Here is a 13,931-nt window from a genome sequence, read left to right on the forward strand (position 1 = left end):
AAGAGAGTGCAAAAATGAAAGTTCTCGCATCAGTCAAGCGGATCTGCCGCAACTGCAAAGTGATCAAGCGCAAAGGCGTGGTACGCGTAATCTGCGTAGAGCCGCGTCACAAGCAGCGTCAAGGTTAATTTAACGTTATTTATTGAGGAATAACGAATGGCACGTATTGCAGGGGTTAACATCCCAAACCATCAGCACACCGTAATCGGCCTCACCGCCATCTACGGCATCGGCCGTCCTCGCTCGCAGAAAATCTGCGCCGAGACCGGTGTACCGACCAACAAGAAGGTCAAGGACCTGGACGACTCCGAACTGGAAAAGCTGCGTGATGCAGTTGGCACGTTCGTAGTTGAAGGCGATCTGCGCCGTGAGCTCTCCATGAACATCAAGCGTTTGATGGACCTGGGTTGCTACCGCGGCATGCGTCACCGCAAGGGCCTGCCAGTGCGCGGTCAGCGTACCCGCACCAATGCTCGTACTCGCAAGGGTCCGCGCAAGGCCGCACAATCGCTCAAGAAATAATCTAGGAAACGACCATGGCTAAGCAACAAAGCAGCGCCGCAGCAGCGCGCGTACGCAAAAAAGTTAAAAAGAACGTCGCCGAAGGTATTGCACACGTGCACGCTTCGTTCAACAACACCATCATCACGATCACCGATCGCCAGGGCAATGCCCTGTCGTGGGCGACGTCCGGCGGTGCTGGCTTCAAGGGTTCGCGTAAATCGACCCCGTTCGCAGCGCAGGTTGCGGCCGAAGCAGCAGGCAAGGTCGCTGTCGAGTGCGGCGTGAAGAACCTGGAAGTGCGTATCAAGGGCCCAGGCCCAGGTCGCGAATCCGCGGTTCGCGCTTTGAACAACCTGGGTATCAAGATCACCGAGATCCAGGACGTGACGCCAGTGCCGCACAACGGCTGCCGTCCACCGAAGCGTCGTCGTATCTAAATGACGGCCGGCGAGGGCAACCTCGCCAGCATGTTGTTTGAAGGCCGCGCAATACGGCTGTTCGTTGAAAAAGATCGCCGGTGCAGTGTCCGAATAGGATATACTGCCCGGCTATTGTCGCCTGCCGTGCGTATGCACGCGGGTTTAAGCCACGTCCGACCCGATTGGGAATCGGACTAGCGCCTGTCGCACGCAAGTGCGTCGGGGCGTCATTATTAGAAAAGGAAGTATTGTGGCACGTTATATCGGACCAAAAGCAAAACTGTCCCGCCGCGAAGGCACGGACCTGTTCCTCAAGAGCGCACGCCGCTCCCTCGATTCGAAGTGCAAGCTGGACGTCAAGCCAGGCCAGCACGGTGTCAAGTCGGGTGCCCGCACCTCGGACTACGGCAACCAGCTGCGTGAAAAGCAGAAGGTCAAGCGCATGTACGGCATCCTCGAGCGCCAGTTCCGCCGCTACTTCGCAGAAGCGAACCGCCGCAAGGGCAACACCGGCGAGACCCTGCTGAAGCTGCTGGAATCGCGTCTCGACAACGTTGCATACCGCATGGGCTTTGGCTCGACCCGCGCCGAAGCGCGCCAGCTGGTCAGCCACAAGGCATTCACCGTGAACGGTAACGTTGTCAACATCGCGTCGTACGCGGTCAAGACCGGCGACGTCATCGCTGTGCGCGAAAAGGCCAAGAAGCAGGTTCGTATCGTTGAAGCGCTGTCGCTGGCTGAACAGGGCGGCATGCCAAGCTGGGTATCGGTTGACAGCAAGAAGATGGAAGGCACCTTCCGTTCGTTCCCAGAGCGTAACGAAATCGCCAACGACGTCAACGAAGCACTGATCGTCGAACTGTACTCGCGTTAATCGACTTAGCCGCGGTCATCCCGCGGCTAAGTCGTTCCCGCGAAAGCGGGGATCCATACTGAAGTGGCAGGGTACGCGAATGCAGCATATCTACCTCAGTAGGGGTTCCCGCGTACGCGGGAACGACGAAGAATTCCAGATTTCCGGCCTGCTCATACGAGTGGGCTTTTTCACTAATGCCATCAGCCTTATCGGTGTAATGAGCCGAGGGTATTGAAAAGGACATTTCATGCAAAACAGTTTGTTGAAGCCACGTATTATCGATGTCGAAGCACTCGGTGCCGGTCACGCCAAAGTCGTGATGGAGCCGTTCGAGCGTGGCTACGGCCACACCCTGGGCAACGCACTGCGCCGCGTCCTGCTGTCGTCGATGATCGGCTACGCGCCAACCGAAGTGACCATCGCTGGTGTAGTCCATGAATACTCGTCGCTGGACGGCGTACAGGAAGACGTTGTCGACCTGCTGCTGAACCTGAAGGGCGTTGTGTTCAAAGTGCACAACCGCGATTCCGTCACCCTGACCCTGAAGAAGGAAGGCGAAGGCGCGATCCTGGCATCGGACATCGACCTGCCGCATGACGTCGAACTGATCAACCCGGACCACGTGATTGCCCACCTGACCGCTGGTGGCAAGCTGGACATGCAGATCAAGGTCGAGAAGGGCCGTGGCTACGTTCCTGGTAACGTGCGCCGCCTGTCGGAAGACACCAACAAGACCATCGGCCGCATCATCCTGGACGCATCGTTCTCGCCAGTACGCCGCGTATCGTACGCAGTCGAATCGGCGCGTGTCGAACAGCGTACCGACCTCGACAAGCTGATCATCAACATCGAAACCAACGGCGTCATCACGCCGGAAGAAGCGATCCGCCAGTCGGCCCGTGTACTCGTTGACCAGCTCAACGTGTTCGCTGCGCTGGAAGGTACCGAAGCTGCTGCCGAAGCGCCATCGCGCGCACCGCTGGTCGATCCGATCCTGCTGCGTCCGGTCGACGACCTGGAACTGACCGTCCGTTCGGCCAACTGCCTGAAAGCAGAAAACATTTACTACATCGGCGACCTGATCCAGCGTTCGGAAAACGAACTGCTCAAGACGCCGAACCTGGGCCGCAAGTCCCTGAACGAGATCAAGGAAGTGCTGGCATCGCGCGGCCTGACCCTTGGCATGAAGCTGGAAAACTGGCCGCCTGCAGGGCTGGAGAAATAAATCACACGAAAGTGGACCCCTACTTTCGTGTGGGAATAGCCAAAAAGGACTGGCGAAACCAGATCCTTTTTGGATAGTAAGACCGCAGTAAAACCGGGATACGTTCCGGACTTTTTTGATTTTCCATATTTAACCGGCCCGCGTCTTTGACGATCGAAGAGCTGGAATTTAAACAACCGAAAGGAACTACCATGCGTCACCGTCACGGCCTTCGCAAGCTGAATCGTACTTCGTCCCACCGCCTGGCAATGCTGCGCAACATGACCGTATCCCTGCTGCGTCATGAAGCCATCAAAACCACCGTACCAAAGGCCAAGGAACTGCGCCGCGTTATCGAGCCAATCCTGACCCTGGGCAAGACCGACACCCTGGCGAACAAGCGTCTGGCATTCTCCCGCCTGCGCGACCGCGAAATGGTTCTGAAGCTGTTCAACGAACTGGGCCCACGCTACGCAAACCGCAACGGCGGCTACCTGCGTATCCTGAAAATGGGTTTCCGCGTTGGCGACAATGCACCGATGGCATACGTCGAACTGCTGGACCGTCCAGAAGTTAGCGATGCTGAAGAAGCACCAACCGCTGAGTAATCAGCCGGTAAAAAGAGAAAGCCAGGCCCAGCCTGGCTTTTTTTTCGCCCCAACATTTCCCACTTTGGGGTCAGGTCCCGGGTCAGACCCCAAGCTTATTGGAACATTTCCCAAATTGGGGTCTGACCCCGAAGTCAGAGGAACATTTCCCAAATCGGGGTCTGACCCCGAAGTTAGGGGAACATTTCCCAAATCGGGGTCTGACCCCGAAGTTGGACGGGGCGTAATAAGGCCCTCCTAAGCAAAGAACCATTCCTCCGGTGTACTATTCTGCTGCGCCCTTGCGCGCTTCGAATTACAGAATAAAAGGAAGTCATGCCCCGTTTGCCGTCCCTGCGCCCGTTCGCTGTCCAGGCCTTCGCCCTGGTGCTGCTGGCGTTCTCGCTGCTGTTCGCCGCCGCCACCGCCCGCGCGGAGGAGGAGTTCCTCGATCCGAATGTCGCCTTCAAGTTTTCAGCGCGCATGGCGGATCCGCAAACCATCGCCGTGACCTACGAAATCGCCGACAAGTACTATATGTACCGCGAACCCTTCGCGTTTTCCGCCACCGGCGCCACGCTTGGGACGCCGCAGTTGCCGGCCGGTAAAGTGAAGTACGACGAAACCTTCCAGAAGGACGTGGAAACCTACCGCAAGGTCGTCACGATCACCATCCCGGTCCAGGCCGACGGGATGTTTACCCTGAAGGCAGTCAGCCAGGGCTGCGCTGACGCCGGACTGTGCTATTCGCCGCAGGAAGCCACCGCCCGCCTGGTCGGCGGCGGCAGTGGCCCTGCCATGAGCTTACCCGGCGCCGCCGATCCGGTCTCGCCCGCAGGGCCAGCAACCCCGGCAACCGGCGACGCGCCCGGGTCCGAGCTGTCCGGCATCGCCTCCGTGCTCGGCGGCGGCAAGCTGCTGGTGATACTTCCCGCCTTTTTGCTGCTCGGCCTCGGCCTCGCGTTCACGCCGTGCGTGTTGCCGATGGTGCCCATCCTGTCATCCATCATCGTCGGCGAAGGCGCGCAGGTGAAGCGCTCGCGCGGCTTTGTCCTGTCGGTGGCTTACTCGCTCGGCATGGCCATCGTCTACACGGCGCTCGGCGTCGCCGCTGGCCTGATCGGCGAGGGCCTTGCCGCCACGCTGCAAAATCCGTGGGTGCTGGGTGCGGTCGCTTTGCTGATGGTCGTCATGGCGCTGTCGATGTTCGGTTTCTATAACCTGCAGCTGCCTGCCGGCCTGCAGACCCGCCTCGCCGGCGCATCGGGCCGCCAGTCGTCCGGCAAGCTCGCCGGCGTATTCGCCATGGGTGCGATCTCGGCGCTGATCGTTGGCCCGTGCGTGGCCGCACCGCTCGCCGGCGCGCTGGTGTACATCAGCCAGACCCGCGACGTGCTGGTCGGCGGCGCTGCGCTGTTCGCGATGGCGGTCGGCATGAGCATTCCCTTGCTGCTGGTCGGCGTCTCGGCCGGATCGCTGCTCCCGCGCGCCGGTAGCTGGATGGAGGCTGTCAAAAAGTTCTTCGGCGTCTTGATGCTGGCGATGGCCTTATGGCTGGTGTCGCCTGTCATTCCGCCCGCCGCCCAGATGATCGGCTGGACCGCGCTGTTCCTCGGCTACGGCTTCTACCTGCTTCGTGCGCATCGCCATTTCGCCGCGATGGCGCTGGGCGCGGCCTTCGCTATCCTTGGCGCCATCCAGCTGGTTGGCGTGGCGACCGGCGGGCGCGATGCGCTGGCGCCGCTGGCCCACCTTGGCGTTGGTGCTCCGAAGCATGGTTTGACTTTTACCCGCATCAAGACCGTGGAACAGCTCGATGCCGCGCTGGCCAACGCCAATGGCAAGACCGTCATGCTCGATTTCTACGCCGATTGGTGCGTCTCGTGCATTGAGATGGAGAAGCTGACCTTCGTCGACGAACGGGTCCAGGCCAAGCTCAATAACACGCTGTTGCTGCAGGTTGACGTCACCGCGAACGATGAGGCCGACAGGGCGATGCTGAAGCGCTTCACGCTGTTCGGGCCGCCCGCTATCATCCTGTTCGACAACACGGGCCAGGAGATCGCCGACAGCCGCGTGATCGGCTACCAGGCGCCGGACAAGTTCCTCACTTCGCTAAGCCGCCTGAACTGACGCCCGCTACCGATAGAAAAAAGGAGCGCCGAAGCGCTCCTTTTGTTTCTCACAACACAAGCGATCAGCTTGCCTTCGGGTGCATGTGCTCGCCATGACCCTTGTGCATGCCGCGATGTTTCATGCGGTGGCCGCCGTGCCGGCTGTTTTCGTCGAACAGCTTCTGCTGTTCAGGCGACAGCGCTGCGTACAAGGTTTTCGTGGCGGCCAGGCGCGCTTCCATGCGGGCAATGCGCTGCTTGGACATCTCGATCCGCTTTTCCATGCGCTGCGGCGCCGGCATCGCCTTCCAGTTGGCGCGCTCGCCTCGCGCGGCAGTGCGCGGCTGCGGCTTGATCGCCGCCTGGTAAGCCGCCCATGCCGGTTCCTGCGCCGCGGTCAGCTTCAGTGCGTCGTGCACCTTGGCCTGGCGCTTCGCGAAGTGCTCGGCGCGCTTGGCGCGGTGCTCCGCGCGTTTCGCGTCGCGCTGTTCCTGCGTCATCGTATGGCCCTGGCGGCCATCTTCGGCAGCGTGCAGCGGCAGCACGGCGCTACCCATGCCAAGGACGGTGAGGCCGATGAGGATATTTTTGCGTAGTGCGTTCATGTCGTTTTTCCCTTGGTGGAGTTGTTGGACTACGGGACCCATCTTGATCCTCAGGTGTAACGACGGCATGTCCGCTGCCGAAGAGTTTGTATCAATATGTTTCGACTCCCTGTCAATATACATGGCGATACAAATAGCTTGTGCAGGCTCGCCGTAAGTCAGGATAATTGCGATTATGGATACTCCCACCACCATTTTGATCGTCGACGACGACCGCGACATCCGCACGCTGCTGGCCGATTACCTCGAATCGAACGGCTACCGCGCGCTCGTCGCCGCCGACGGAACGGGCATGTGGAAGGCCCTTGACGAAGCACGTCCCGAGCTGATCGTGCTTGACCTGAACATGCCGGGCGATGATGGCCTGACCCTGTGCCGCAAGCTGCGCGCCACCTCCACGCTGCCGGTCATCATGCTCACCGCGCGCAGCGAGCCGCTCGACCGTATCCTCGGGCTCGAGATGGGCGCCGACGATTACCTTCCAAAACCGTTCGAGCCGCGCGAACTGCTGGCGCGCATTCGCAGCGTGCTGCGCCGCAGCCATGCGATGCCGTCGAACGCCCAGTCCGAAAACGCCCAGCGCATGTGCTTTGCCGGCTGGACGCTCGACCTTACCGCGCGCCACCTGATCAACCCCGACGGCCTTGTCATCATGCTGTCGGGCGCCGAATTCCGCCTGCTGCGCGTGTTCCTTGAACACCCGAACCGCGTGCTCAACCGCGACCAATTGCTGAACCTGACCCAGGGCCGCGACGCCGACCCGTTCGACCGCTCGATCGACATCCAGATCAGCCGCCTGCGCCAGAAGCTCGGCGAGGACGCGCGCCTGCCGCAGATCATCAAGACGGTGCGCAACGGCGGCTATGTGCTGGCCGGCCAGGTCACCGTGGAGCCCTCCGCGTGAAGGCATTCTTCGGATCGATGACAGGCAGGGTGTTCCTCACGCTGCTGCTCGGTATCGTGGTTTCGGCCGTGACCACCCAGCTGCTGGCCGAGAACGAACGCCAGCGCGTCATCGAAGAATTCCGCACCACCCACGCGCTCGACCGCGCCGAACAGCTGATCACCGCCGCCGAGATCGTCCCCGCATCGGCGCGCATGGCCTACCTTGGCGTGGCCAACCGCCCCGGCATCCGGCTTGAAGAGATCACCCACGACCTGCCGGTCGCACCCGTCGATTCCCCCTTCACGGCAGCGCTGTCCAAGCGCATGGGCAAGGGCTACGAGTTCTCGACGATCGCGCTGCGGCCCAGGGAGTGCGACATTCCGCGCACGCAGTCGAGCCTCTTCGGCCCGCGCGAAGCGGTATGGAAGGGCGCTTGCGAAAGCATCGACGTGCGCCTGCGCGACGGCGAGCTGCTGCGCCTGCAGATCCTGCCGCCGCCGGGCTCCGTGCTGGCCGGCGCCACCGACTACACCCTGATCATCGCGCTGTTCCTGATCAGTATCGCCTTCCTCGCCTACCTCGTCGCGCGCATGACCACGCGCCCGCTCAAGCAGCTGGCGCAGGCCGCCAAGGACCTCGGCAACGACATCAACCACCCGCCGCTCGAGCTGTCCGGCGCCAGCGAAATCCGCCAGGCCAGCGCCGCGTTCAATGCGATGCAGGCGCGCATCCGCCAGTACATCGCGCAGCGCACCCAGATGCTGGCGGCGATCACGCATGACCTGCAAACGCCGCTCACCCGCATGCGCCTGCGCCTCGAAAAAGTCAGCGACCACGAACTGCAGGAACGCCTGATCGGCGACCTGTCGGCCATGCAGGAGATGGTCCGCGAAGGGCTGGACCTGGCGCGCAGCACCGACAACACCGAAGAAATGCAGGCGCTCGACCTTGACTCGCTGCTCGACAGCGTCTGCTCCGACGCCACCGACGCCAGCCAGAAGGTCACCCTGAACGGCCGCGCCAGCATGGCGGTGATGGGCCGGCCGCTGGCGCTGCGCCGCTGCCTCGCCAACCTGATCGACAACGCCGTCAAGTACGGCCACCAGGCCGAGCTGGCCGTCGAGCGCACCGCCGGCGCGGCGCGCATCCGCATCCGCGACCGCGGCCCTGGCATCGCGCATGCCGAACAGCCGCGCGTGTTTGAACCTTTCTACCGCGTTGAAAGCTCGCGCTCGCGCGAGTCCGGCGGCACCGGGCTGGGCTTGCCGATCGCACGCAACATCGCAGAACAGCACGGCGGCAGCGTCACCCTCGCCAACCACTACGACGGCGGACTGGAAGTGACGCTGGTGCTGCCCGAGGCCTACCGCGGAAAGTGACCTGCCGTAGCCCCCACCCATTTTGAAAATTGATCAAGAGCCGCCGCGAGCGGCCAGGAAAAGCCAATGAAGCAGAAGAACATCGTACTCGTCGTCGGCATTGTCGCCATTGTAGGCGCGGCAGCCTGGTACCTGAACGCCGGCAAGGCCGAGAAGCCGGGCGGGAAGGGCGGCGGGCGCGGACCGGGGGAGCAGCCGCCGGCGACCGTCAACGTGGTGGCGCCGCTGCGCCAGGACGTGCCGGTGACCCTGCAGGCCAACGGCACCGTCACCCCGATCAACAGCGTCGACCTGCGTCCGCAGACGACCAGCACGATCCGCAAGGTGCATATCAAGGAAGGCCAGTTCGTCAAATCCGGCGAGTTGATGTTCTCGCTCGACGACCGCAACGAACAGGCGAACGTCAGCAAGGCCCAGGCCCAGATCGCGCGCGACCGCGCCACCCTGGCCGACCTGGAACGACAGTACAAGCGCAACCAGGAACTGGTCGAACAAAAATTCCTCGCGCAGAGCGCGATCGACACGCTGCGCAGCCAGGTGGAAGCCCAGCGCGCGCTGGTGGCGTCCAACCAGGCCGCCCTGCAGGGCGAGCGCGTCACGGCCAGCTATGGCACCATCCGCGCGCCGATGTCGGGCCGCGTCGGCGCCATCTCGGTCTACCCGGGCAGCCTGGTCCAGCCGGCCACCTCGCTGACCACGATTACCCAGCTCGACCCCGTCAACGTCGCATTCACGCTGCCTGAATCGGCGCTGTCCGACCTCTTGACTGCGCAGCGCGCCGGCCAGGTGGCGGTGGAGGCGCAGCCTTCCGGCGGCAAGCCGGTTGTCGGCAAGCTGAACTTCATCGACAACACCGTCGACGCGGCGGCCGGCACCATCAAGGTCAAGGCGCAGTTCGACAACCGCGACACCAGCCTGTGGCCGGGCCAGTATGTGTCCACCCGCGTCACCCTGCGCACGCTGAAGGACGCCACCGTGATCCCGCAGGCGGCCATCATCATCAACACGCGCGGCACCTTCGTCTACGTGGTCGGCGAAGGCCAGACCGCCAAGGAAGCGCCGGTCCAGCGCGTCCATACCTTCGGCGACAACGCCGTCGTTACCGGGCTGACCGGCAGCGAAAAGGTCATCACCGAGGGCAAGCAGAACCTGCGCCCCGGCGGCAAGGTGCGCCTCGCCGGCGCCAGGCCTGACGCCGGCAATGCAGTGGCACGCAAGGCAGTGGCCCCATGAACATCTCAGAACTGTGCATCCGCCGCCCGGTGATGGTGGTGCTGCTGTCGATGGCGCTGGTACTGGTTGGCGTCCTCGCCTACATCAGCATCCCGGTCGCCGCGCTGCCGAGCTATAACACCCCGGTCATCAACGTCTCCGCCAACCTGTCGGGCGCCAGCCCCGAAACGATGGCGTCCTCGGTGGCGCTGCCGCTCGAGAAGCAGTTCTCGACGATCGCCGGCATCAAGCTGATCACCTCGACCAGCACCCAGGGCGACAGCAACATCACCCTCGAATTCGACCCCAGCATCGACGTCAACGCCGCCGCCGTGGACGTGCAGGCCGCGCTGCTGCGCGCGCAGCGCCAGCTGCCGCAAGAGATGACGGACCTGCCTTCGTACCGCAAGGTCAACCCCGCGGACGCGCCTATTTTGTTCATGGCGATGACCTCGCCGTCGATGAGCCTGTCGGACCTGAACGACTACGCGGAAAACCTGATCGCGCCCAGCCTGTCGACCTTGCCGGGCGTGGCGCAGGTAACGGTCAACGGCCAGAAACGCTTTGCGGTGCGGGTGCGCGCCAAGGCCGACCTGATGAACGCACGCGACCTGACGTTCGACGAACTCGGCGCCGCGCTGCGCGCATCGAACTCGAATGCGCCGCTCGGCGTACTCGATGGCCCCAACCAGACCCTGACCATCCAGGGCAACCCCCAGCTGATGAACGCGGCCCAGTTCTCGGACGTGATCGTCGCCGTGCGCAACGGCGAACCGGTGCGCCTGAAGGATGTCGCCACCGTCGAAGACAGCTTCCAGTCGATCAAGGCGGCCGGCAGCTTTAACGGCGAACGTTCGATCGTGCTGATGGTGCAGCGCCAGCCGGACGCCAACACCGTGCAGGTGGTCGACTCGGTGCGCAAGCTGCTGCCTGGATTCCAGGCGCAGGTGCCGGCGTCGATCAAGATCAGCCTTGTCAACGACCGCTCGGTGTCGATCCGCGAAGCGATCCACGACGTTAACCTGACCCTCGCCTTCACGGTGCTGCTGGTCGTGCTGGTGATCTTCCTGTTCCTGCACCGCGCATCGGCCACATTCATCCCCGCCGTCACGCTGCCGATTTCCCTGCTTGGCGCGGTGGCGCTGCTGTACTGGTTCGGCTACAGCCTCGATAACGTGTCGCTGCTTGGCATCACGCTGGCGGTCGGCCTGGTGGTCGACGACGCGATTGTCGTGCTTGAAAATATCGTGCGCCATATCGAGATGGGCAAGCGGCCGCTTGAAGCGGCGCTGGTTGGCTCGCGCGAAGTCGGCTTCACGATTATCTCGATCTCGATTTCGCTGGTGGCCGTGTTCATCCCGATCTTCTTCATGCCGGGCGTGATCGGACTGCTGTTCCACGAGTTCGCAGTCGTGGTGGGCCTCGCCGTGCTGGTGTCGGCCGTGGTGTCGCTGACCCTGGTGCCAATGCTGGCAAGCCGCCTGCTGCCTGCGCACGACAAGCACGGCGGCGGCGAGAAAAGCTGGATCGGCCGCCACTTCGAAGCCGGTTTCGCGAAGGTCCTGCGCGGCTACGAAAAGACCCTGGACATGGCGCTGGCGCACCGCACGGTGGTCCTGCTGGTTGCGGTCGCCACCTTCGCGCTGACGGTCGTCATGTACACCACGATCCCGAAGGGCTTCTTCCCCGAAGAAGACCTTGGCCAGATCCGCATGAGCGTCGAAGCGGCCGAAGACACCTCCACCGACAAGATGGCGCTGCTGCAGGAGCAGGTCGTCAACGCGGTGCGCGCCCACCCGGCGGTCAAGGACGTCACCTCGTTCACCGGCGGCGGCAACACCGGCCGTGGCTTCATCGTGCTCAAGCCGCGCGACGAGCGCAAGGCGATGCCGGAAGTGGTCAGCGGCCTGCGCCAGGCCACCCGCGCGATCCCGGGCGTGTCGGTCTTCCTCAGCCCGACCCAGAACCTCCAGCTTGGCGGCCGCCAGAGCAAGAGCCGCTACCAGTACACGCTGCAGAGCGTGCGCGCCGATGACCTCGGCGTGTGGTCGAACCGCTTCCTCGAGCGGATGCGCGCCACGCCCGGCTTCCTCGACGTCACCAGCGACTCGCAGGCCGGCGGCCTGCAGGCCAGCCTGAAGATCGACCGCGACAAGGCCAATACCCTCGGCGTCCAGATGGCGGACGTCCGCACCGCGCTGTACGCCGCGTTTGGCGAGCGCCAGGTGTCCACCATCTACTCGCCGGCCGCCAGCTACAACGTCATCATGGAAGCGGCGCCCGCCGACCGCCAGTTCGACGACGCGCTGACCCGGGTATCGGTACGCAGCAAGAACGGCCAGCTGGTGCAGCTGTCGAGTATCGCGACGGTCGAACGCACGGTCGGCCCGACCTCGGTCAACCACCAGGGCCAGCTGCAGGCGATCACGCTGTCGTTCAACCTCGCGCCCAACATGCCGCTTGGTGACGCCACCGCGCAGATCGACCGCATGGCCGCCGAGATGAAGCTGCCGGCGTCGGTCATCACCCGCTACGGCGGCGACGCGGCGGTGTTCGAGGAATCGCAATCGAGCCAGCTGATCCTGATCATTGCTGCGCTGGGCGTCATCTACGTGCTGCTCGGCGTGCTCTACGAGAGCTACATCCACCCGCTGACCATTCTTGCCGGCCTGCCGTCGGCAGCGGTCGGGGCGCTGCTGACACTGGAAATTTTCGGCATGGACCTGACGATGATTGCGATCATCGGCATCCTGATGCTGATCGGCATCGTGAAAAAGAACGCGATCATGATGATCGACTTCGCCCTGCACGCGCAGCGCGTAGAAGGCAAGACGCCCGAGCATGCGATCCGCGAAGCCTGCCTGATGCGCTTCCGCCCGATTTTGATGACCACCCTGGCCGCCATGACCGGCGCGCTGCCGATCGCGCTGGGCCTGGGCGCCGGCGCCGAACTTCGCCAGCCGCTCGGCCTGGCCGTTGTGGGCGGCCTGCTGTTCTCGCAGGTCATCACGCTGTACATCACGCCAGTGATTTACCTCTACCTCGACAAATACAGCGGCAAGGGCCCGCTGTCGGACGAGCAGCTGGCGGCGGCCGACGCCGCGCATTAAGTTAAGAGGGGCAGGGCGGCTGATACATCTGGTAACAGCCGCCCGCTGGTCCGTGTTGTAAGCTGTGCAAGGTGTCCTGCCGGTGCGCAATTTCGTCAAACCGTATAGACTGCGCCACTCGACCCCTTTTTCGCTGAAGCTGCACCTGGAAAATCGTACTCATCTTGCGTGATCATTCCCATTATTCGTCGCAAAACACCGGGTACTGCGAGCACTGTGGCCAGCCGCTACCGGCCGCCACGCTGAGCTACGGAACCCCGCGCGTCAACCGGACCGGCCTCGCCGCCACGGTGCTGCTGCACTTGCTGCTGGTGGCGATCTACGTCTTCAAGCCCGAATCCGAGAAAACCGCTTCGCCTCCGGCCGGAGGCGGCGCGATGGTGTACATCAATCCTGTAACGGAACAGCCGAAACCCGAAAAGCCGAGCCAGCCCCGCAAGCAGGCCAGCAAAGCCGTCAAGAAGTCGGCCGCGCCGCCACCGAAGATCGAGCGCCTGCCCGACACGATTACCTTGCCGGACGAAAAACCGGTGAAGATCGTCGAGGAGCCGCCCAAGAAGCTCGAGCCGCCCGAGGAAGTGGATATGGCGGCTTATATCGCCAAACGCCGCCAGGAGCGCGGCGCACCGTCCGAGGAGCCGGCAGTGGAAAGCGAAGCGGCGCGCGGCACCCGCAATGCGCTGGCCAACATCGCTGCCGCTAATGGGCGCAGCAAGGGCGATGACCGCAACGAGACCGGTGGCGTATTCAGCGTGACCGACAAATCTTTCTCCAGCGCAGAACTGAAGTTCCGTGGCTGGAATCCGAATTTCAAGCGCCGCTGGCTGCAGCAGGTGCGGGTGGAGCTAGGCGGGGAAAAGGATATCGAGACGGCAATCGTCAAGAAGATGATCGAGCTGATCCGCAAGGAAAAGACCGGCGACTTCGACTGGGATTCACACCGCCTGCAACGGGTCGTGCGGATGAGCGCGCGGGTGCAGGATACGGCGGAGCTGGAGGCATTCCTGTTCAAGGAGATGTTCCCGGAATACAGGACTGGGCGATAACGCTCATTG

Annotated in this window: 13 protein-coding genes; 12 read left to right on the forward strand and 1 reads right to left on the reverse strand. The window is 63.1% G+C overall.

Going from position 1 to position 13,931, the window contains the following annotated elements; genetic code table 11:
• Positions 1-14 precede the first annotated feature (14 nt).
• From rpmJ to dsbD, 7 genes are all read left to right on the forward strand, one after another.
• On the forward strand, positions 15-128 hold the full coding sequence (gene rpmJ / locus LMJ30_RS00185; RefSeq protein WP_119811791.1) for a 50S ribosomal protein L36: 114 nt from the start codon (positions 15-17) through the stop codon (positions 126-128).
• A 28-nt stretch (positions 129-156) separates the two neighbouring features.
• Positions 157-522 (forward strand): 30S ribosomal protein S13, encoded by a 366-nt coding sequence (gene rpsM / locus LMJ30_RS00190; protein ID WP_131429184.1) that lies wholly within the window; start codon positions 157-159, stop codon positions 520-522.
• A 14-nt stretch (positions 523-536) separates the two neighbouring features.
• Positions 537-941, forward strand: a complete 405-nt coding sequence (rpsK, locus tag LMJ30_RS00195) for a 30S ribosomal protein S11 (protein ID WP_008444339.1) — start codon at positions 537-539, stop codon at positions 939-941.
• A 232-nt stretch (positions 942-1,173) separates the two neighbouring features.
• Positions 1,174-1,797, forward strand: coding sequence for a 30S ribosomal protein S4 (gene rpsD, locus LMJ30_RS00200; protein ID WP_229430321.1), 624 nt, complete (start codon positions 1,174-1,176; stop codon positions 1,795-1,797).
• 229 nt (positions 1,798-2,026) lie between these two features.
• A complete protein-coding gene (locus LMJ30_RS00205) occupies positions 2,027-3,004 on the forward strand; it encodes a DNA-directed RNA polymerase subunit alpha (protein ID WP_131429186.1) in 978 nt (325 codons plus the stop codon).
• A gap of 191 nt (positions 3,005-3,195) precedes the next feature.
• Positions 3,196-3,591: a 50S ribosomal protein L17 gene (rplQ, locus tag LMJ30_RS00210; protein ID WP_229430533.1), complete on the forward strand. Its 396-nt coding sequence runs from the start codon at positions 3,196-3,198 to the stop codon at positions 3,589-3,591.
• 315 nt (positions 3,592-3,906) lie between these two features.
• Entirely contained in the window at positions 3,907-5,703 is a 1,797-nt protein-coding gene (gene dsbD / locus LMJ30_RS00215; protein WP_229430322.1) for a protein-disulfide reductase DsbD, read from the forward strand.
• Between the two features lie 64 nt (positions 5,704-5,767).
• Here the strand turns inward: dsbD and LMJ30_RS00220 are convergent, their stop codons facing one another.
• Entirely contained in the window at positions 5,768-6,289 is a 522-nt protein-coding gene (locus LMJ30_RS00220; RefSeq protein WP_229430323.1) for a Spy/CpxP family protein refolding chaperone, read from the reverse strand.
• Positions 6,290-6,464: 175 nt separating this feature from the next.
• Here LMJ30_RS00220 and LMJ30_RS00225 point away from each other — a divergent pair, with 175 nt between their 5' ends.
• The 5 genes from LMJ30_RS00225 to LMJ30_RS00245 all read left to right on the forward strand — a co-directional run bounded on the left by LMJ30_RS00225 (position 6,465) and on the right by LMJ30_RS00245 (position 13,922).
• Entirely contained in the window at positions 6,465-7,193 is a 729-nt protein-coding gene (locus tag LMJ30_RS00225) for a response regulator (protein WP_229430324.1), read from the forward strand.
• Complete coding sequence (locus LMJ30_RS00230; RefSeq protein ID WP_229430325.1) at positions 7,190-8,554, forward strand: ATP-binding protein; 1,365 nt, start codon at positions 7,190-7,192, stop codon at positions 8,552-8,554. The genes LMJ30_RS00225 and LMJ30_RS00230 overlap by 4 nt, the downstream gene beginning before the upstream one ends.
• Positions 8,555-8,620: 66 nt before the next feature.
• Entirely contained in the window at positions 8,621-9,787 is a 1,167-nt protein-coding gene (locus tag LMJ30_RS00235) for an efflux RND transporter periplasmic adaptor subunit (protein ID WP_229430326.1), read from the forward strand.
• Positions 9,784-12,876, forward strand: coding sequence for an efflux RND transporter permease subunit (locus tag LMJ30_RS00240; protein WP_229430327.1), 3,093 nt, complete (start codon positions 9,784-9,786; stop codon positions 12,874-12,876). Before LMJ30_RS00235 ends, LMJ30_RS00240 begins: the two co-directional genes overlap by 4 nt.
• 164 nt (positions 12,877-13,040) lie before the next feature.
• Positions 13,041-13,922: a cell envelope integrity TolA family protein gene (locus LMJ30_RS00245; protein ID WP_229430328.1), complete on the forward strand. Its 882-nt coding sequence runs from the start codon at positions 13,041-13,043 to the stop codon at positions 13,920-13,922.
• Positions 13,923-13,931 lie beyond the last annotated feature (9 nt).

This window comes from Massilia agrisoli (assembly GCF_020831365.1).
In the GTDB taxonomy this organism is placed as follows: Bacteria; Pseudomonadota; Gammaproteobacteria; order Burkholderiales; family Burkholderiaceae_D; genus Telluria_A; species Telluria_A agrisoli.

Excerpts from the sequence above, each read along its gene's own strand:
- rpsM (WP_131429184.1), top strand. The coding sequence starts at position 157 with ATGGCACGTATTGCAGGGGTTAACATCCCAAACCATCAGCACACCGTA.
- LMJ30_RS00235 (WP_229430326.1), top strand. The coding sequence starts at position 8,621 with ATGAAGCAGAAGAACATCGTACTCGTCGTCGGCATTGTCGCCATTGTA.
- LMJ30_RS00220 (WP_229430323.1), bottom strand. The coding sequence starts at position 6,289 with ATGAACGCACTACGCAAAAATATCCTCATCGGCCTCACCGTCCTTGGC.
- LMJ30_RS00205 (WP_131429186.1), top strand. The coding sequence starts at position 2,027 with ATGCAAAACAGTTTGTTGAAGCCACGTATTATCGATGTCGAAGCACTC.
- LMJ30_RS00225 (WP_229430324.1), top strand. The coding sequence starts at position 6,465 with ATGGATACTCCCACCACCATTTTGATCGTCGACGACGACCGCGACATC.
- LMJ30_RS00240 (WP_229430327.1), top strand. The coding sequence starts at position 9,784 with ATGAACATCTCAGAACTGTGCATCCGCCGCCCGGTGATGGTGGTGCTG.
- rpmJ (WP_119811791.1), top strand. The coding sequence starts at position 15 with ATGAAAGTTCTCGCATCAGTCAAGCGGATCTGCCGCAACTGCAAAGTG.
- dsbD (WP_229430322.1), top strand. The coding sequence starts at position 3,907 with ATGCCCCGTTTGCCGTCCCTGCGCCCGTTCGCTGTCCAGGCCTTCGCC.
- rplQ (WP_229430533.1), top strand. The coding sequence starts at position 3,196 with ATGCGTCACCGTCACGGCCTTCGCAAGCTGAATCGTACTTCGTCCCAC.
- rpsK (WP_008444339.1), top strand. The coding sequence starts at position 537 with ATGGCTAAGCAACAAAGCAGCGCCGCAGCAGCGCGCGTACGCAAAAAA.